18 protein-coding genes are annotated in these 18,978 nt (G+C 69.4%); 5 read left to right on the forward strand and 13 right to left on the reverse strand.

Translation table 11 applies throughout. From position 1 onward, the window contains the following. Positions 1-148: 148 nt before the first annotated feature. The 3 genes from mraZ to ACT3UN_RS07110 all read right to left on the reverse strand — a co-directional run bounded on the left by mraZ (position 149) and on the right by ACT3UN_RS07110 (position 2,056). Positions 149-580, reverse strand: a complete 432-nt coding sequence (gene mraZ / locus ACT3UN_RS07100) for a division/cell wall cluster transcriptional repressor MraZ (RefSeq protein ID WP_301441989.1) — start codon at positions 578-580, stop codon at positions 149-151. Between the two features lie 515 nt (positions 581-1,095). Further along, the gene (locus ACT3UN_RS07105) at positions 1,096-1,488 is read right to left on the reverse strand and encodes a DUF3040 domain-containing protein (RefSeq protein WP_301442081.1); all 393 of its coding nucleotides are present in this window, start codon (positions 1,486-1,488) and stop codon (positions 1,096-1,098) included. 130 nt (positions 1,489-1,618) lie between these two features. Next, entirely contained in the window at positions 1,619-2,056 is a 438-nt protein-coding gene (locus ACT3UN_RS07110; protein ID WP_301442082.1) for an SAV_6107 family HEPN domain-containing protein, read from the reverse strand. Positions 2,057-2,212: 156 nt separating this feature from the next. Here ACT3UN_RS07110 and ACT3UN_RS07115 point away from each other — a divergent pair, with 156 nt between their 5' ends. After that, complete coding sequence (locus tag ACT3UN_RS07115; RefSeq protein ID WP_301442083.1) at positions 2,213-2,812, forward strand: GNAT family N-acetyltransferase; 600 nt, start codon at positions 2,213-2,215, stop codon at positions 2,810-2,812. A gap of 19 nt (positions 2,813-2,831) precedes the next feature. Here ACT3UN_RS07115 and ACT3UN_RS07120 read toward each other — a convergent pair whose 3' ends face one another. After that, on the reverse strand, positions 2,832-3,833 hold the full coding sequence (locus ACT3UN_RS07120; protein ID WP_301442084.1) for a methylenetetrahydrofolate reductase: 1,002 nt from the start codon (positions 3,831-3,833) through the stop codon (positions 2,832-2,834). Between the two features lie 127 nt (positions 3,834-3,960). On the opposite strand from ACT3UN_RS07120, the gene ACT3UN_RS07125 reads away from it, so the two are divergent. Both ACT3UN_RS07125 and ACT3UN_RS07130 read left to right on the forward strand, forming a co-directional pair. Next, positions 3,961-5,085, forward strand: coding sequence for a polyprenyl synthetase family protein (locus tag ACT3UN_RS07125; protein WP_301442085.1), 1,125 nt, complete (start codon positions 3,961-3,963; stop codon positions 5,083-5,085). Positions 5,086-5,087: 2 nt separating this feature from the next. Then, the gene (locus tag ACT3UN_RS07130) at positions 5,088-6,704 is read left to right on the forward strand and encodes an alpha-(1->6)-mannopyranosyltransferase A (protein ID WP_301442086.1); all 1,617 of its coding nucleotides are present in this window, start codon (positions 5,088-5,090) and stop codon (positions 6,702-6,704) included. On the opposite strand, the gene ACT3UN_RS07135 is transcribed toward ACT3UN_RS07130, so the two are convergent. Then, complete coding sequence (locus tag ACT3UN_RS07135; protein ID WP_441582057.1) at positions 6,618-7,010, reverse strand: Rv2175c family DNA-binding protein; 393 nt, start codon at positions 7,008-7,010, stop codon at positions 6,618-6,620. The two genes, ACT3UN_RS07130 and ACT3UN_RS07135, sit on opposite strands and share 87 nt — an antisense overlap. Positions 7,011-7,158: 148 nt before the next feature. Here ACT3UN_RS07135 and pknB point away from each other — a divergent pair, with 148 nt between their 5' ends. Continuing rightward, positions 7,159-9,366, forward strand: coding sequence for a Stk1 family PASTA domain-containing Ser/Thr kinase (gene pknB / locus ACT3UN_RS07140; RefSeq protein WP_301442087.1), 2,208 nt, complete (start codon positions 7,159-7,161; stop codon positions 9,364-9,366). Positions 9,367-9,383: 17 nt separating this feature from the next. On the opposite strand, the gene ACT3UN_RS07145 is transcribed toward pknB, so the two are convergent. Genes ACT3UN_RS07145 through ACT3UN_RS07155 form a run of 3 tightly spaced genes read right to left on the reverse strand, consistent with a single transcriptional unit; the run spans position 9,384 to position 12,485 of the window. Further along, positions 9,384-10,772 carry a class II 3-deoxy-7-phosphoheptulonate synthase gene (locus tag ACT3UN_RS07145; RefSeq protein WP_301442088.1) on the reverse strand — a complete coding sequence of 463 codons (1,389 nt, stop codon included), beginning with the start codon at positions 10,770-10,772 and terminating at the stop codon, positions 9,384-9,386. Positions 10,773-10,815: 43 nt separating this feature from the next. After that, the gene (locus ACT3UN_RS07150; protein ID WP_301442089.1) at positions 10,816-11,313 is read right to left on the reverse strand and encodes a polyadenylate-specific 3'-exoribonuclease AS; all 498 of its coding nucleotides are present in this window, start codon (positions 11,311-11,313) and stop codon (positions 10,816-10,818) included. 11 nt (positions 11,314-11,324) lie between these two features. Continuing rightward, a complete protein-coding gene (locus tag ACT3UN_RS07155; protein ID WP_301442090.1) occupies positions 11,325-12,485 on the reverse strand; it encodes an acyltransferase family protein in 1,161 nt (386 codons plus the stop codon). 68 nt (positions 12,486-12,553) lie between these two features. On the opposite strand from ACT3UN_RS07155, the gene ACT3UN_RS07160 reads away from it, so the two are divergent. After that, positions 12,554-13,972: a glycosyltransferase 87 family protein gene (locus ACT3UN_RS07160; RefSeq protein WP_301442091.1), complete on the forward strand. Its 1,419-nt coding sequence runs from the start codon at positions 12,554-12,556 to the stop codon at positions 13,970-13,972. On the opposite strand, the gene ACT3UN_RS07165 is transcribed toward ACT3UN_RS07160, so the two are convergent. The 5 genes from ACT3UN_RS07165 to ACT3UN_RS07185 all read right to left on the reverse strand — a co-directional run bounded on the left by ACT3UN_RS07165 (position 13,863) and on the right by ACT3UN_RS07185 (position 18,823). Next, positions 13,863-14,642 (reverse strand): lysophospholipid acyltransferase family protein, encoded by a 780-nt coding sequence (locus ACT3UN_RS07165; protein ID WP_301442092.1) that lies wholly within the window; start codon positions 14,640-14,642, stop codon positions 13,863-13,865. The genes ACT3UN_RS07160 and ACT3UN_RS07165 overlap by 110 nt on opposite strands. Before the next feature lie 4 nt (positions 14,643-14,646). Beyond that, a complete protein-coding gene (locus ACT3UN_RS07170; RefSeq protein WP_444656806.1) occupies positions 14,647-15,627 on the reverse strand; it encodes an ROK family protein in 981 nt (326 codons plus the stop codon). A gap of 56 nt (positions 15,628-15,683) precedes the next feature. Continuing rightward, complete coding sequence (locus tag ACT3UN_RS07175; protein ID WP_444656807.1) at positions 15,684-16,868, reverse strand: glycosyltransferase family 4 protein; 1,185 nt, start codon at positions 16,866-16,868, stop codon at positions 15,684-15,686. A 20-nt stretch (positions 16,869-16,888) separates the two neighbouring features. After that, positions 16,889-18,052 (reverse strand): NlpC/P60 family protein, encoded by a 1,164-nt coding sequence (locus ACT3UN_RS07180; RefSeq protein ID WP_444656808.1) that lies wholly within the window; start codon positions 18,050-18,052, stop codon positions 16,889-16,891. 159 nt (positions 18,053-18,211) lie between these two features. After that, complete coding sequence (locus ACT3UN_RS07185; RefSeq protein WP_301442096.1) at positions 18,212-18,823, reverse strand: NlpC/P60 family protein; 612 nt, start codon at positions 18,821-18,823, stop codon at positions 18,212-18,214. Positions 18,824-18,978: the final 155 nt, after the last annotated feature.

An 18,978-nucleotide genomic window follows, 5' to 3' on the forward strand; every position in this document is an offset into this window, starting at 1 on the left:
GCCGCCGGGACTGTACACGGGGCCTCACCTGCACGGGCCAGGTTTGATGTCGGGGAAGTACATCAAAGTCAAGGTCGTCCGCGCAGATGAGGGCCGGCACACAGTCCCACCGGCGTCGCGGGGCATACGGCGGAGGGCGGGCGGTAGCTCAGATGATCCCGGCGAGGGAGTCGTCGTCACCGTCGGCGAAGTCCGACTCGTGTTCCGCCAGGTAGGCGTCCCACGCTTCGGCATCCCAGATCTCGATGAAGTCGACGGAGCCGATGACCACGCAGTCCTTGTTGAGTCCCGCGTAGTCCCGGTGCCCCGCAGAGAGGGTGATCCTGCCCTGCTTGTCGAGCTCCTGCTCGTCGGCGCTGGCCGCCAGGTTCCTGACGTAGGCCCTCGCCTGCGGATTCGACCGGGAGGCTGCGGCGGCTTTCGACGCGCGCACCTGAAACTCCGCCTTCGTGTGCACGGCCAGGCTGTGATCCTGACCGTTGACGACGACGAGGCCGTCCGACAGCTGCTCACGAAACTTGGCGGGAAGGGTCAGCCGACCCTTGTCGTCAAGCTTCGGGGTGAAGGTGCCGAAGAACATGTCGGCTCCCTCCCCCGGCCATCCCGGGCATCTGAAATGTTGTTGCCGTATGCGATCTCTGTGAAGTTGTCCCGGGGACCATTGTGCCCCAGTGCGCCCCACAGTACCCCACTTCCAACCACACTGACTAGCCCATCAGTCACACAAGACCACAGAAGTTGCATCTCATGCCGGAGACCTGAAGATAGCCTCGACACTGCAGGCGCGTGAACTGCAGATATAAGAACAGGTGCATGGTGGGGGAAGGTGGGGGAAGTTTTCGTAGAACTCACTGGGAGCGCCCGCAGGCCCGTGTCGCCGGAGCGCAGACAGGGCAGAACGAGGGACTTTAGGCACGCCAGAGCCCTGCCGAGGCGCATCGGGGTCGACACCCACCGGGCCGGGTGGAGCAAAGTGGGGAAAGCGTGGTGACACACGACAACAGCGGGCGGGTCCGATCAATGATCGGACCCGCCCGCTGGCGGTGTGTGCGGCAGGTTGCTGGTCTCCCCTGACCGGCGGCCTACTGCGGCTGCCTACTCGAAGCGCTTACGGAAGCTGTCCTCCATACGGTCGGCGACCCCGCCGCCGGAGGACCCGGAGCCCTGCTTGCCGGAGGAGGGGTTGGCCTTCACCTTGCCGTTACCCGACCCGGACGGCCCGCGGAAGGCCAGCAGCCCGCCGCCGAACATCACGAGGAACCCGACAACACTGAGGCCCACGAACCACAGGCTGTTCTGCGAGAGAGCGATACCGGCGATCAGCAGACAGACGCCGAGGAGGAAAACCCCCACAGAGCGGATCCCGATATTGAAGCCACCGCCGACGGAGGTGTCCCCGGCTGCCTGCCGGGCGAGGTTGGGGTCGTCGGCAATCAGCGCCTGCTCGATCTCCTGCAGCATGCGCCGTTCCTGTTCCGAAAGTGCCACGATCGTCCTCCCCTGAGGTGTCGGGTGTAGATGTTGACGGTTGTTCTGTCTCTACCGTGTTAACGCACAAGGAGTGAGAAAAGTTCCGCCTCGATGTCCACCAGCCTACCCCAGGGTGAACACAGACCTGTCACGCTACCTCGGGGAGGTATCCGACCATGCCCCGGACGGCGTCGAGGAACTCGCAGGCATCGTGGTAGACCTCGGCCACGGTGTGCTCCCCGAGGTCCGGGACCAGGCCCATCTCCACCTGCGCGACCAGCCGGGCGTGCGGGGCGAAACGGTCGCACCACCGCTCCATCTCCTCGTCACCCGCCAAGGCACGGACCTTCTCCCAGGCACTGCCCGGGGGCAGCCGGCGGCGCTTCTTCCGGGCGAACTGGATGACCGCCCCCGCCGCACGGAGTGCAGCCCGGTAGGCCCACGTGAGCCGCTCCTCCCGGACCAGGTCGGTCCTGCTGAGCTCCAGCAGACGTTCCGCCTCGATGACGAACGTCTCGGGCAGGACCGCCCCACCCCGGCGCGACCGCGCCATCCTCGCGACATTGTCGCCTGCTCCCTGAACCATGACCGCCTCCTTACGTCCCGTTCCACGTTGCGATGATGCACCTGAAACTACGGGGCACCCCGGACACGAAACTGGCGACCGGAACTATACTCGAACAGATGTTCTAGTTTCGGGGAATCCGCCGTCCCTCCTCCCCTGGTTTGCCACAATGGTGGGGTGAACGACGACCTCCGTATCAGTGTGTGCCCCCTGTCCGCCCAGGACTACGTGCGGAGGATCGACCAGCTCGTCGACATCCACCTGCGGGCCATGGACTACCCTCCGGAGACCTTCAGCCAGCGCCGTCAGCTCTGGATCGCCAACGCCCGGAAACCCGGGTTCCGCTGCGTCGTCGCGCTGACCCATCCGGCACACTCCACCCCGGACCCCGGCAGCTCGCGGCACCGCGCGGTGGGCGTGGCGTACGGATTCCCCGGCGACCTGCACAGCTGGTGGTACCGGGAGGTCCACCGTGGGCTACGGACTGCCGGCAGCACGCCCGATGAGGCGGACGACCTGCTCAGCGACTACGACGAGATCTCCGAGGTCCACGTCCACCCCGACTACCAGGGGCACGGCACCGGCCGGGCGATGTTGGACGCCCTGCTCCCCCATCTCCACAGCCCCGTCGCGTTGCTCTCCACCCCGGAGGTTCCCGACGAGTCCAACGCGGCCTGGTCGCTCTACCGGGCGGCAGGTTTCGGGGACCTGCTGCGTGACTTCCGTTTCGGCTCAGACCCCCGCCCCTTCGGCATCCTCACCCTCCCCAGGCGCTGACGCCCCCGACGGCACCCCGTCAGCGGACCATGTCCTGCCCGAGCTCCGGGCCCCAGGCCGGTGCCATGCCCAGGTTGTGCAGCACCTCCTGGGTGGCGCGCACGTTGTTCATCGTCATGAAGTGGAGGTCGGGCGCGCCCTCGGCGATGAGCCGCTCCGCCATCCTCGAGGTCACGTCGATGCCGGCCTCACGGATGGCCGCGGCATTCTTCACCTCGTCACCGGCGGCCGCCCTGGTCAGCTCATCCTCCAGCAAGGCCGGCAGCGACGCCCCCGCCAGCTCCATCTGCCGGCGCACGGAGCGCAACGACGTGATCGGCATCAGACCCGGGATGATCGGCTTGGCCCCGTGCACCGGGTCCGCCGCCGCCAGCCGGTCCCGCAGACGCAGGTAGTGGTCGACGTCGAAGAACATCTGGGTGATCGAGTAGCTCGCACCCGCCTGCAGCTTCTGCAGCGTGTAGCGGGTGTCGTTCTCCAGGCTCCCGGCACGGTAGTGCCCCTCCGGGAAGGACGCGATGCCGATGTCGAAGTCGGAGCACTCCGGCATCGACCGCACGAGCTCGATCAGTTCGTGGGCGAAGTTCAGCCCACCGTCGACCGGCGACCAGTCACCCGTGGGGTCACCCGGCGGGTCGCCGCGCAACGCCAGCAGGTTCGTCAGGCCCAGGGAGGCGAACTCGCGGAGGATGTCGCGGAGCTCCTCCTCACGGTGGTCCACGAGGGTGAGGTGCAGCAGCGTCGTCAACGGCTTGACCGACAGGCGGGATGCGACGCGCTCGGTTCGTTCCCGGCTCGAACCGCCGGCACCGTAGGTGACGGACACGAAGCTGGCGCCGAGGTCGTGGAAGGCCTCCGCGGCGGACCAGAGGCGTTGCTCCGCGTCGTCGTTGCGCGGGGGCATGAACTCCACCGAGAAGGGCACACGTCCGGGCGTACCCCACTTGAGGGTGTCTGCGACGGCGACCTGCAGGCTCGCCGGGGCGGGGCGGTGAGTTTCGCGGTGAATTTCGTTGACCATAGCGCCCCATCCTAGAAGACCACCCGGCGTCTCGGGCAGGTCGAGGTCCGCTTTCCGCGCACCGGTCCCTACTATGGGGATGAATCACCCCGTCCCCTACTTCTTCACGTTACGGAGGCACCCCCCGATGGCCGACGCCGCCCCGACGCCGACCTGGCACGTGGACAGCCCGCTGTCCGACGTCCCGCCGGTCGTCGACGCCACCCTCACGGACTTCCTGGCCGCCAGGCACGCGGAGTTCGACGGCATCGACCCCGTCATCGAGCAGGGCATCAACGAGCTCTCGGCGTTCATCGTCGGCGGTAAGCGACTGCGTCCCCTCTTCACCTGGGCCGGGGTGCGTTGTGCCCTGGAGGGTGGCGGCGGGTCGCTCGACGAGGGGACGGACGCCACCTCACTCGTCGCCGCGGCCAGCTCCCTGGAGTTCATCCAGGCCTGCGCCCTGGTGCACGACGACATCATCGACCGCTCCGACACCCGCCGCGGACGCCCCACCGTGCACCGTTCCTTCGAGGCCCGGCACCGGCACGACGGATGGCTCGGCGACGCCGGCGCCTACGGGGTCAGCCAGGCGATCCTCGTCGGCGACCTGGCGTTCGCCTGGGCCGACGACATGCTGGCCGACTCCGGGGTCTCCGCCGCCGCGCTGCGCCGGGCGCGTGAACCGTGGCGTGCCATGCGCACCGAGGTCATCGCCGGGCAGATGCTCGACATCTCGGTGGAGGCCAGCGGCTCCGAGGACCCGGAGGCGCCGTGGAAGGTCAACACCTACAAGACCGCCGCCTACACCGTGGAGCGTCCCCTGCACCTCGGCGCCGTTCTGGCGGACGCGCCGGCGGAGACCGTCCGGATGCTGCGCTCGGTGGGCCGCGACATCGGCATCGCCTTCCAGTTGGAGGACGACCATCTCGGCGTCTTCGGTGACCCCTCGGTCACCGGCAAGGCCTCCGGCGACGACCTGCGCTCGGGCAAGCGGACCTACCTGGTGGCCTCCGCTCTGCGCGCCGCCGACGCCGCGGACCCGTCCGCGGCCGCCCGGCTGCGCGCCGGCATGGGGACGGTGACCACGGAGGACGAGGTCGACGTCCTGCGCGGGATCATCGTCGACTCCGGGGCGGCGACCGAGTCGACCGCGCTGATCCGTTCCCTCACCGACCGGGCCGTGGCCACGCTGCGCGCCGGCGGGCTCGGCGACGCCGTCACCGACGACCTCGTCGGTGTCGCCGAACAACTCACGGAGCGGAGGAGCTGAACGTGCTGACACGGACCGGGGCCCGGCTACGGGACATGCCCCGTCGCACGGCCGTCATCCTCGGGGTGGTCGGCTCGGTGCTGCTGGCACTGTGCTCGCACTCCGTGGGCGCCACCCGTAACCGCGGTGGCCTCCTGCAGGAACTGGGCTGGTCCAACCTGGGGTTCGGCCACCTCTACGGCATCGTGGTGGTGTTCATGTGGGTGGCGATCCTGCTGATGATCACCTCGTGGATCGTCGTGGGCGGACGGATCGTCCGGCTCGGCGAGAGGCTCGGCGCCTCCACCATCGTCGCGTGGGTCGCCCCGCTGTTCTTCGCCGGCCCGCTGATGAGCCGCGACATCTACTCCTACCTGATGCAGGGCACCCTGGCCCGCGACGGCCTCAACGCCTACGAGGTGGGCGCCTCCGCCAACCCCGGACGCATGTTCTTCGAGGTCAGCGGCGACTGGCGTAACACCACCACGCCCTACGGCCCCCTGCACCTGTGGATCGGCGACGGGATCACCCGGATCACCGGGGACAACATCACCGCCGGGATCATCGCCTACAAGATCCTCTCGCTGGCCAGCTTCGCCGTCCTGGTGTGGGCGGTGGCCGGCCTCGCCCGCAGTATCGGCAGCTCCCCGGAACTCGCCGTGTGGATCGGTGTCGCCAACCCGCTGGCGGTCATCCACTTCATCGGCGGAATGCACAACGAGGTCACGATGATGGCCCTGGTGTGCACCGGCCTGTACCTGGGATTCAGGGCCGCACCGGTCCGTGGGCTGGTCTACGGCTCCGCCCTGGTCGGCGCAGGCGTGGCGCTGAAGGCCACCGCCCTGTTCGCCCTGCCGTTCCTGGTGTGGGTCTTCGTTGCACGTCGTGCCGGCGAGGCCCCCGGGGCGAACGGTCCCCGTCGTAGCTTCCGCGAGGTACTCCGTGACCTGCCCCGCATCACCCCTGCCCGTCTGGTCTGCATGCTGCTCGGCGGACTGGGCTCGGTGGCGGTCATGCTGGTCTCCGTTGCGGCGATCACCTGGGCCAGCGGGCAGACCTGGGGCTGGGTCGCCGAGATCAGCGGCAACACCAAGGTGATCAACCCGCTGTCCCTGGCGTCCCTGTTGGCAGGGTTGCTGGTGCGTCCGCTGAGCCTGTTCAGCGAGGAGATCTACTTCAACGAGATCGTCGCGGTCCTGCGTCCGGTGACCATGGTCCTCATGCTTCTCGGACTCGTGGTCTGCTGGGCCGTGTGGCGCCGTGGCGCCAGGGACGCCATGGTCGGGGCGACCGCGGCCTACGCGGTCACCTGCGTCCTCAACGCCGTCGTCCTGCCCTGGTACTACATGGCACCGCTGGCACTGTTCGGCGTCTGGGTCCGAGACCGTCGCGCGGTGATCGTGGTCGCGTGGCTGTCGATGGTGATGTCGATGACCTTCGACGGCGGCGGCAACAACCGCCTCTACTCGCTGTGGTGGCTCGTGGTCGTCGGCCTGCTGATGTGGTGGGCAACGACCTCCTGCCTCCGGAGCAGCGGGGACAGGTCGCAGACGTCAGGCGATGGCCATGGCCTGGGCGCGGCGCATGACCTCCCGGGCGAGGTGCCCGTGCAGGGCGTCGACGGGACGACCCGGCAGTGACTCGTCCTCGGTGAACAGGAACTCCAGGATCTCCGCGTCGCTGTAGCCACCGTCGGCCAGCAGGGCGACGAGCCCCGGGACGAAGCGGTTGACCTCGCCGCCGTCGGTGAAGAAGCGGGCCGGGACCTGGCGCACGCCGTCGACGTGCACGGCGACCAGGCGGTGACTGTTCAGGTCGTCCATCACGCGGGTCACCAGGACGTCGAGCACCTCGGCGACCTCGGGCACGTTGAGGACCTGCGTACCTGCGGGCAGGCCCGAGACCGCCTCGGCGAGGCGACGGCCGGTGGAGTTGTCGGACGGGATGTTCTCGGAGGTGGCGTCGGAACCGACGCCGTCGTTTTTCTCACTCACGGTCCCCAGCCTATCCCGTCCCACGCACTTTCCGGGCTTTGCCCGCCCTCCCCGTATACTTCCCCGGTAGCCGTAGAAGAAAGGAGGCGGGCCGAGCATCATGGAGCCCCAGCTACAGCCAGGTGACCTGCTGGACAACCGGTACCGCATCGGCGAGACGATCGCCCGCGGAGGAATGTCGGTGGTCTACCACTGCGTGGACACCCGACTGGACCGCGACCTCGCCGCCAAGGTGCTGGATCCCGGGTACGCCCGCGAGCCCGCCTTCCGCGCCCGGTTCGAACGCGAGGCCCGCGCCGTGGCGCGCCTCAACCACCCGTGTCTGGTCAACGTCTTCGACCAGGGGGTGGACCGACGTCCCGACGGCGACCACGTCTTCCTGGTCATGGAGCTGATCAGCGGCGGAACCCTGCGTGAACTGCTGCGCGAGCGCGGCCCCATGCCGCCGCACGCCGCACTCGCGGTGATGGGTCCCGTCCTCGAGGCCCTCGCCCTGGCACACGACGAGGGGATGGTGCACCGCGACGTCAAACCCGACAACGTGCTCATCCGCGACGACCACCAGGTGAAACTCGCCGACTTCGGGCTGGTGCGCGCCTCGCGCCGCGACGTCTCCACCGGCGGACCGGTGATCGGCACCGCCGCCTACCTCTCCCCGGAGCAGGTCCGCGGTGGCCACGTGGGCCCGCAGGGCGACGTATACTCCGCCGGCGTCCTGCTGTTCGAGCTCCTCACCGGACGCACCCCGTTCCGCGGGTCGACCCCGGAGGAGACCGCGCTGATGCGCCTCGACAACGAGGTCCCCGCCCCCTCGTCCTACATCGCCGGCGTACCGCCGGAACTCGACGAACTGGTGCTGCGCGCCACCGGGCGCGAACCCGCCGCCCGCTTCGCCGACGGCAACGGGTTCCTGGAGGCGGTGCGCTCCACCCGCCGCGAACTCAACCTCCCGGACTTCCTCGTCCCCGCACCGACCGCCAGCGCCGTCCACCGCGCACTCGAGGGCTCGCACGTCTCCGACCGGCTGAGCTGGGACGACGACGCGATGGCCACCGGCGTCTTCGGCACCACCGAGACCCGTCAGGACTTCCCGTCCGCCCACACCGCCGAGACAAACCTCGTCGCGCCCTACGCACCCGAGCCGCCGGACGAGCCCCCTGCCGCTCACCCGGAGGAGCACGCCCCGCAGGAGGGCGGACAGAATGCCCCGGTGCCGCGCAACCAGCGACCGCTGACCAACCGCGGCGGGGCCGCCACCCTGGTGTGGGGCGTCCTGCTCGTCGTCGTGGTCGTCGCCGTGGCCATCGCCGGCTGGTGGGTGACGTCCGGACGCTACGGCGAGATCCCCCAGGTCCTGGGGCAGGACGTCACCGGTGCGCGTTCGGCCGTGGAGGCGGCCGGGTTCACCGCCGTGGTCAACGACGTCTACTCCGACGAGGAGCCGCAGCAGACCGTCACCGGAACCGACCCCGACGCGGGGGAACGCGCCGTGCGCGGCGACGACGTCGCCGTGCTCGTCTCCCGGGGGCGTCCCACCGTCCCCACACCCGGGGCGACCGACAGTCTCAGCGCCTACCAGTCGAAACTCTCCGACCGGACGTTGAGCTGGAACGTGGAGGAGTCCGTGTACTCCGACGACGTGGCCGAAGGCATGGTCGCCGAGGTCTCTCCGCAGGCCGGCCAGGAGGTCAACACCGGCACGGTGGTCACCGTGCAGGTCAGCAAGGGCCCCCGCCCGGTCACCGTGCCTGACGTGAACGGCATGTCCGAGAGCCAGGCCCGCCGAGCCATCGAGTCCGCCGGCCTGGAGGTCGGCGAGGTCACCCGCCGGTTCGACGCCGACGTCGACGGTGACGACGCCATCGGCACCGACGTCGACGCCGGAACCGAGGTCCCCGGCGCCTCCTCGGTGACGCTGGTGCTCTCCAACGCGATCACCGTGCCCGACCTCGAGGGGATGGACGCCGAGGAGGCCGCCGCCGAGCTGCGCGACCTGGGACTGTCCCCCACCACCGGTGACGGCGTGGCCGACACCTCGGTCTCCCGCGGTGACATCGCCGCCCAGGAGCCCTCCGCGGGCACCCGGGTGGATCCCTCGTCGTCCACCACGGTGACCCTGAACGAGTCGACGATGGTGCGCGTCCCCTTCATCATCGGACGTTCCGTGGAAAGCGCTCGAGAGGCCCTCGAGGACGAGGGCCTCTCGATGGAGGTCGACGGACGGTCCGACGGGCGGGTCATCACCCAGTCGCCGGGACCGACCTCGCGTGCCGCCGTCGGCGACACGGTGACGGTGCGCACGCTGTAGCGCACCGCGCGGGGCGGCTACTTACGCAGCATCTCCGCTACGAGGAAGGACAGCTCCAGGGCCTGCTGGGTGTTCAGGCGGGGGTCCACCACGGTGGAGTAGCGCGACGGCAGATCCAGGTCGGTGATGTCCTGGGCGCCGCCGACGACCTCGGTGACGTCCTCACCGGTGAACTCGATGTGCACACCGCCGGGGTGCGAACCTGCGGCCCGGTGCACCTCGAAGAAGCCCTGGACCTCGTCGATGATGCGGTCGAAGTCGCGGGTCTTGTAGCCGTTCGAGGAGGTGTAGGTGTTGCCGTGCATCGGGTCGCACTGCCAGATGACCTTGTGCCCGGTGGCCTCCACGGCCTCCACGATCGGGGGCAGGGCGTCGCGGATCTTGTCGTAGCCCATGCGGGTGATCAGCGTCAGCGAGCCCGGCTCGTTGTTCGGGTCGAGCTTGTGGACGTAGGCGACGGCCTCCTCCGGGGTGGTCGTCGGCCCGATCTTCACGCCGACCGGGTTACCGACCATCGCGGCGAAGGCGATGTGGAAGTCCTCCAGGCCACGGGTCCTCTCACCGATCCAGATCTGGTGGGCGGAGAGGTTGTAGAGCACGTCCTCCCCGTCGTCACCGTGGGCCAGGCGCAGCATGGCGCGCTCGTAGTCGCGCACGAGGGCCTCGTGGGAGCAGTAGATGTCCGCGGTCTGCAGGGTGGAGTCCTGCACACCACAGGCACTCATGAACTCCAGGCCGCGCTCGATCTCGCCGGCCAGGGCCTCGTAGCGGGCACCGGCGCGCGAGTTCGCCACGAACTCACGGTTCCACAGGTGGAGCTTCGCCAGGTCGGCGGTTCCCGAGCTGGTCAGTGCGCGGATGAGGTTCATCGCCGCACCGGAGTTGGCGTAGGCGCGCACCATGCGAGACGGGTCGTGGCGACGGTCCTCCTCGGTGGCACCGATCCCGTTGACCAGGTCGCCGCGGTAGTTGAGCAGGCCGTTGGAGTCGCGGTCGGCCGACCGCGGCTTGGAGTACTGCCCGGCGATACGGGCCATCTTCACCACGGGCGTGGACGCGCCGTAGGTCAGCACGACTGCCATCTGCAGCAGCGTCTTGACGTTGCCGCGGATGTGCGGCTCGGTGTTGGACTCGAAGGTCTCGGCGCAGTCACCACCCTGCAGCAGGAACGCCTTGCCCAGTGCCACGTCGGCGAGCTGGGCCTTCAGCCGGCGGATCTCCGGTGCCACCACGATCGGCGGCACGGACTCCAGGATCTTGCGCACGCGGTCGGCGTGCCCCTGGTCCCACGACGGCTGCTGCTTAGCGTCGCGTGCGATGGTGTCCTGAAAGACCCGTTCCAGGGCGCCGGGCAGCGGCGGCAGATCAGGAAGCTCTTCGAGAGGTGCGTCTATTGTCCAACCCATGAGCGTCATCATACGAGACCCGCTGTCCGAATGGTGAACCGCCCTATCTTGACAGGCGGAACTTCACCACATTGGCGCGGGCGTCCTCCAGCGCGTCGTGCGCGCGGGCGGGAGCGGCGGGCAGCTCGGGACGTCCCGCAGACTCCCAGAGCTGCTTGAGCTCGTGGGTGAACCGGGGCAGTTCCTGCGGCAACGCGGTCATGTCCCCCCACAGCTGGGCCAGCGCCACATGGTCGTAGGCGCCCACCCACGCCCACAGCTCCGGACGCTTCGACGCCGGCAGCCAGTCCCCCTCACGGTGCCCCGGGACCAGGAAGGCGAACAGCCGGGCACGGATCTCCGCCCTCGACATCCAGGCCGGGTCGCTGCGCGGCGGCAGCAGCGGCAGGACGTTGCGGCGTACCCAGTCACCGGCCTTACGCTCGCGGAACTCGGTGGAGATCGCGTAGAACTCCCGGCCGTCCTCGGCCACCACCCCGATCGACACCAGGTCGATCGTGGTGCCGTCCTCGATGAACTCGGTGTCGTAGAAGTATCGCACGGGGAGTCAGTCTAGACCGCGACGTTCTCCCGGGCCGCCTCGCGGGTACGTCGGGACGTCCTGCGCGGCAGGGCCGGCGGGTGCAGCACCCACTTGAGCACCGGGGTGCGGCCGACGAGGTAGAACACGAAACCGGCGACCGCGCAGGTGAGCAGACCGGTGTAGACCATCGCGTTGGTGCCGGCCAGGAAGCCCCACGTCTCCGGGTCGTTGGCGAGCAGCGAAGGCACGACCACGGCCATCACCAGGTGTAGCGCGGCGTGGTGGGAGACGTAGATCGGCAGGGTGTTGCGTCCGATGGCCGACAACACGCCGGCGACCACCGGCGTCCGTGAGAGCCACGTCGCCACCAGGATGCCCGCCGGTACGGCCGTGAAGATCCGGACCATGGCGAGCAGCCCCATCAGCGAGGCTTCCCCGGTGCTCCACCCGCCGGGACGCACGTGGTCGGCGACCGCGGAGAAGATCCACTCCCACCCCAGGAAGACCACGAACACCGTGGCGATGACGGCGAGGTTGCCGGCGTGCGCGGCGAGCCGCAGGAACAGCTGGCGGAAGTGCAGGCCCACGAAGAACGCCGGCGCGTACTGGGTGATGTGGGTGATCTCCGGGATCGACGACAACCCGGCCGCCGCGACGACGAGCGCGGGGATGAAGGACACCGCCACCGACCAGACCGGCGGCAGGTGGCGCAGCAGGCAGGCCAGGATGTTGAAGATCATCAACACGTAGAGGAACCAGATCCCCGGGTCACCCAGCAGGATCGCCCGGCCCAACGAGGTCCAGCTCAGGTCGTCGGCCATGTCCAGACGGATCGCCGCCTGCACGGGTGTGAACACCAGGTAGGGCACGAGCAGGAACCACAGTCGCCGGTACCACAGGTCGCCGAGGGTGCGTTCGATCACGCGGTGGGCGAACAGTCCGGAGATGACGAAGAACAACGGCATCCGGATCGGGTCCATGAACTCGTTGAACCAGTTCCACGCCGTGTCGGTCGCACCGGGTACACCGGTGACCACGTGCATGTAGCAGACGCCGATGATCGACAGGCCCTTCGCGCAGTCCGCCCACAACAGACGACCACCGGCAGGGCGCGGCGCGGTGTCGGCTGCGGCGGCTGCATCGGCGGTGGCTGCGGTGGTGGTTTCAGGGGTCCCGGATCGGTCAGACACAGAACCCCACGTTGCCCCATGCCGACGGAAGAATCAATTGAGTGTGCCCTGATATAGAGTCGTATCCCGTGGAAAACCCCAGCAAACCCGATCTCCGTCGCCGCAGCGTTGTGCTCTGTTACCTCGGAGTCCTCCTCGCGGTCACCGTGGCCGGCGTCCTCAGGTTCGTCATCAGCGACGACACCGTCACCTACCACTTCGACTACGACATCTACCGCGGTGGCGGGCAGGCCGTCCTGGACGGGGCGAGCCTGTACAACCAGAGCTTCCAGGCGCAGGGCATCACCCTGCCCTTCACCTACCCTCCCCTGTCCGCCCTGGTCTTCGCGCCGCTGGCGTTGGTCTCCAGCAACCTGGGCTTCACCGTCTTCACGGTGCTGAGCGTGCTCGCCCTCCTGGCGACCACCGTGATCGTGCTGAACGCCCTGGCCGGAGAAGTCGCCGGACGCACCGGGTTCACGGTCACCCGCCGCCAGCTCACACTCGCCGCCCTGTTAGTGCTGCCCCTCGCCGTGTGGCTGTGGCCCGTGACCCACACCCTGGAGTTCGGCCAGATCAACGTGATCCTCATGCTGATGGTCGCCGCCGACCTGCTGCTCCCCCGCACGCCCTGGCCGCGAGGCATGATGATCGGTCTGGCGGCCGCCCTGAAACTCACGCCCGCCGTCTTCGGCCTGTACCTGCTGCTGCGCCGGCAGTGGGGCCCGGCGGTCACCAGCGTGGTGTCCGGCCTCGGGGCCAGCGCCCTGGCCTGGCTGGTGCTGCCGGCCGACTCACGCCAGTACTGGACGGAGACCATCAGCGACCCCTCCCGCATCGGCGGGCTCGCCTACTCCGCCAACCAGTCGGTGCGCGGCATGATCGCCCGGTTCACCGACGACCCCCTGCAGACCGGCCTGTGGTACGTCTTCGCCGCGGTGACCGTGGTCCTGATCGCCGTGGTGATGGTCCGGCTGTTCAGCGTGGGCGCCTACACCGCCGCAGTGTGCACCAACGCCCTGCTGGCCCTGCTGGTGTCCCCGGTGTCCTGGGCACACCACTGGGTCTGGGTGCTGCCGCTGATGCTGGTCGTCGGGGTGTCGCTGTGGACACGGGTGGCGGCCCACCGTACCGGCCCCGGCGTGATCCCCCTCGCCGTGCTCGGTGTGGTGCTCGTGCTGGTGTCCACCGCGTTCCCGGTGCACGTCTACCTGCCGTCGGCCCACGGGGCCGAGCAGGACTGGTCCCTGGTGATGAAACTGCTGGGTTCGGAGTACGTGCTCGCCGCACTGCTGTGGCTCGGAGTGGCCGGGGTGTGGCCCCGGGTCTTCCGGCCCGTCCATCCAGGAGCTGCAGAGTCCCCAGGGGCCCCGGAGTCACCGGAGTCCGGAACCGAACTCAGAGACGGAAACGAAGGAATCGCGGGCGGGGCTTGCTCCCCAGCACCCGGCCCGAACCCGGTTCAGACCCCTCCGGATAACCCCGACCGGCGGTCAGCGACTCCTTGACGTCGGCGGCGTACGCACCCTCCACGTACTCCTGACCGGAGAGTTCGGCGATCCGCTCCATCGTGTAGTCCGTCAGGGCACGGGCGGGGGAGACACCCTCCCCGGCGTCGGCGAAGTCGGCCGGGTCGATCGGGTCACCGACGACGACGCCCACCCGGTGCGGACGCAGCAGCCAGGAGCCGGCCACGTTCGCCTTCTGGGTGTCGATCATCGCCACGGGGTAGATCTTCGCCCCGGAAGCCAGGGCGATACGGGCCATGCCCGTCTTGCCGCGGTACATCCTGCCGTCCGGTGAGCGGGTTCCCTCCGGGTACATGCCCAGCGGGTCGCCCTTGTCCAGAACGCGCAGGGCGGTCTCCAGGGCGGCGTCCTGCGAGTCCTTGTCCTGCCGGTCGATGGGCACCTGCCCGACCGAGGTGAAGAACCACTTCTGGATGGCCCCGGCGAAGCCCGGGGTGGTGAAGTACTCCTTCTTCGCCAGGAAGGTCAGCTGACGCTCCGCCAGCAGCGGGAAGTACAGCGAGTCCATCACCGCGAGGTGGTTGGAGGCCAGGATGGCCGGGCCCTCGGCGGGGATCTTGTCCAGACCACTGGAGTACGGCCGGTTCAGGACCCACAGCCACGGTCCGATGACCACCTTCTTCAACCACCAGTAGGTGCGGTTCTGCACTGATCTATCCCTTTCGCAAGCAGGTCGTGGACGAACTCAGGTGAGCATGCCCGGCAAGGAGCGCCACGCCGATCATACCCGCCTCGGAACCCAGGGACGCCGCTTCGACGCGGGCCATCGGCCGGAAACCCGAGCCGACCACCGAGGCCTCCATCTCGGCGCGGGCCCCGGGAAGGTACAGGTCGGCGTCCGCCGACACCCCGCCGCCGAGCACGATGAGCTCGGGGTCCAGCACCTCCTGGACCGCCGAGAGGCCACGTCCCAGCCAGAGGGCGAAGTCGTCGATGACCTCCATCGCCAGCGGGTCGCCGTCACGTGCCAGGCGCACCACGCTTCGTCCCGTGATCTCCTCCGGGCGCGAGTGGAAGATCCCGGCGAGCATGCTGTCGGGGTGGCGTCCGGTGGCGATGAACTCCAGCGCCGTGGTCTCCAGGGCGCTGCCCGAGCAGTAACGCTCCAGGCAGCCGCGCTTGCCGCACGGGCACGCCCGACCGCCGGGAACCACGGTGAGGTGGCCGAACTCCGGCGCTGCGCCGTAGGAGCCGCGGTAGAGCTGCCCCTCGGTCACCAGGGCGCCGCCGATGCCGGTGCCGACGGCGAAGAGAACCCAGGTGGCGGCGTCGCGTCCGGGGCCGAGGATCTGCTCGCCCCAGGCCGCGGCGTTCGCGTCGTGCTCGAGCACGACGGGCAGGCCCAGGCGCCGGGTCAGCCGGTCACGCACGTCACGGTCGCGCCACGGAAGGTGCGGGGCGAAGCGCACGCGCTCCTGGTCCGCGGTGATGAAACCCGCCACGGCGAGGCCCACCGCCCCCACGGAGTGCCGGGAACACAGGATGCCCACCGCGTGGGCGATCGCCGTCTCGAGCGACTCGACCGTCGACGGGGTGGGCAACTGCTCCACGTCCAGCACCCGTCCGTCCGGGTCGACCACAGCGGCGCGCAGGTTCGTCCCCCCGATGTCGATGCCGATGGTCAGTTGCGTCACTTGTCCTCCTGTACGTCTCGCACCGGCGTCCCGGCGCAACCCGTTCAGGGTATCGGTCACATCCGCCAGTTCCAACTGTGGCGCGGCGGGCGGGCCGCCCCGCCGTCCAGGACGTTGACGAGCTGCTGGCCGAGCACGTCCCAGTTCCAGGCGTCCCGGACGTAGCGTCTCCCCTGCTCGGAGTAGCGTCGCGCCCGTTCCGGGTCGGCGAGCAGGGCGGCGACGCAGGCGGCGACCGCGGCGGTGTCCTCACCGTCGACGACGTCGCCGGTCACCCCGTCCTGCACGGTCTCCGGGGCGCCGCCGCCGTCGCCGGCGATGGTGGGCACACCGCAGGCCTGCGACTCCAGGAAGACGATGCCGAGCCCCTCCACGCTGAAACCACCGCCCTGGGTGCGCACGGGCATGGCGAAGACGTCGCCGGCACAGTAGTGGGCGACGAGTTCGCCGTAGTCCACCGGGCCGGTGACCGTCACCCGGCCCGCCACGCCCAGCGTGGTCGCACGTGCGGCCAGGCGTCCGGTGTCGTCGCCGGGGCCGACGATGAGCAGGTGTGCGTCCGGCACGGCGGCCAGAACCTCCGGCATCGCCTCGACGAGGGTGTCCTGCCCCTTGCGCGGGACGATCCGCGAGACGCACACGATCACGCGGCGATCCTGCAGCCCCAGCCGGGTACGCACCGTCTCCCGGCCCGCGGGGTCCGGGCGGAAGACGTCGGCGTCGACGCCGCCGGGCATCGGTTCCCAGGCCACGTCCGGCCCGAAGGCCGAGGCGAACCGGCTGCGCGCGTAGCGCGAGACGTAGGTCAGGCAGTCCGTCCGGCGGCCGATGGCGCGCAGGACGGAACGTCCGCCCGGCACCATCGACCAGCCGACCTCGTGGCCGTGGGTGGACGCCACCACGCGGGTCGCGCCCGCGGTGCGTGCCGCCCCTCCCATCAGACCCAGGGGCGTGGAGGAACCGAACCACACGGTGTCGATGCCGCGCTCACGGATGACCTCGGCCATCCGGGCGGCGGTCGCCGGGGTGGGCAGCATGACCTTGCGCGGCCAGCGGACCACGTCGTAGGGCAGACCTGCGTCGTGGGACGCGGCGGCCGCGGCGTCCTGCGTGGACGCCAGGACCGTCAGACGCCCCGGGTCGCGGCGTTCCAGCTCCGCGCAGTAGTCGCGCAGGTAGCTCTGGATGCCGCCGACGGCGGGCGGGAAGTCGTTGGTGACCAGCAGGACGCGGGAAGCCACGGGCGAGGGCGTGCGCGCTCTCAGTACCGGGCGGCGCCGGCGAAGGGCATGCTGTCGACGCTGACGACCTGCACCGGGATGCCGTAGTCGGACGCGTGGACGATCTTGCCGTCGCCGATGTACATGCCCACGTGGGTGACACCCGGGTAGAAGCCGACGATGTCGCCGGGCTGCAGGGCGTCCCGCGAGACCGAGGTCCCGCCGGACACCTGCGCGGCGGAGGTGCGCGGCACGGTGGTGCCGATCTGCTGGTAGGCCCAGTACATCAGGCCGGAGCAGTCGAAGGCGTCCGGGCCTGCGGCACCCCAGGAGTAGGGGGAACCCAGCTTGGACATCGCGGCGCCCACGGCGCCGTCCGCGATCGCGCTGACCGCGGCGGCGGCGTCGCCGGCGGCACTGCCGACCCTGCCGAGGAACTCGTCGACATCGACGTCGATCGGGCCGTTGCGGTCCACCCAGCGCTGCTTCTGCTCCGGGCTGAGGCCGTCCACCGCGGTGGAGATCTGGTCCTTGAGACCGTCGAGCTCACTGATGCGCTCGTCCAGGGCCGTCTGCCGCGACTCCAGCTGGCTCAGCTGGAAGTCGGCGGAGGCCTTCGACCGGTTCGCCTTCGACTCCAGGTCCGCCGCCTCCGACAGCCCCTCCTGGAAAGCGGAGAGAGTGGAGGTGCGGTCGTTGTTCAGCGCGGTGGCGAAGGCGCGACGGTCGATGGCGTCCTGCGGGTTCGCAGAACCGGTGACCGCGGAGACCGGGTCGATGACCGCGCCACGGTAGAGCGACTGCGACAGCTCGGTGACGGGACCACGGTTCGCCTCGACCTCCTCGCGGGCCTGGGTGGCCTGCTCGGAGTAGTGCTCGGAGGCACGCACGGCCCGGTCGAGCTGGGCGTGGGTCTCGTCGAGGGCACCGGTGTTCTCCTGCACCGCGTCGCTGGCCTCCTGGGTCTGGCGGGAGACCTCGGCGAGTCGGTCGAGGAGACCGTCCGCGTCGTCCGGGAGGGGTGAGACGTCGATCGCGTCAGCGGCGTCGGAACCGTCAGAGCCTGAGGTGGCTGCGTCCGGGTCCGCGGCGACGATGGAGGTGGAGGTGACGGTGAGCACGACAGCGGCACCGATGCCGATGATGGCCCTGGCCGACGCACTACCGGTGGAACGCTTGGCCCCCGAGGGGCGGATCCTGCTCACAGTAACTTGAACCTCTTCACCTTGTCACGAAAGTCAACGTCGATATAGTGCCATACCAGTACGGGAGGGACGTAGTCCCACACGCACGGCGCCCCAGGTGGGGGTACCCCGGCGGGTACCCACCACGCTGGAGCTGCGGCCGAACACGTCGAACGCGTCCTAGAAGCGGACGGCGTTGTTGATCGGCATGTAGTTCAGGTCGTTGACCTGGACCGGGGAGCCCTCGTTGAGGGCGTGGACGATCTTGCCGTCGCCGATGTAGATGGCGACGTGCGAGGCGCCGGAGTAGTAGGAGACGACGTCTCCCGGCTGCAGGGAGTCGATGGAGACCGGGGTGCCGGCGCCCGCCTGCTCGCCCGAGGTGCGCGGGATGGACTTGCCGGCCTGGCTGTAGGCCCAGCTGGTCAGTCCGGAGCAGTCGAAGGCGTCCGGGCCGGCGGCGCCCCAGGAGTAGGGTGCGCCCTGCTTCGACATGGCGGCGTCGGCGATCTGCTGGCCGACACTGTCGGAGGAGGAGGATGCCGGGGCCTCGGAGGAGCCGGCGGCGGGTGCGGCCTGCTCGGCCGCGGCGATGAAGGGATCCACGTCCACGTGCTGCTTGGCGAAGTCAACGGCCTCGTTCGGAACGTCGACGCTGATGTCGGAGTTCGGAACCTCGACGGTAACGGCCTGAGCGGTGGCAGGCAGGGCGAGGACGGCGCCCATGCCCACGGCAGCGACGGCTACGGCGTTGCGGCGGGAGTGGTCCTTCTTCATACGGTGCTTGCCCATGAGGGATGTTGCCTTTCTGATTGCTGTCGGGGACGTCCCGGATACGTCACGGCGTCGCCCCTTAAGGTCACGAGAAGATTACGAAAACTGCGCGACCGTGTCCAACTGCCGGGCCGTGACCAAGCCGTGAGCAGTTCGTTATTTAACCGTTATCC

It is taken from the genome of Corynebacterium sp. AOP12-C2-36, assembly GCF_052379185.1.
GTDB lineage: Bacteria > Actinomycetota > Actinomycetes > Mycobacteriales > Mycobacteriaceae > Corynebacterium.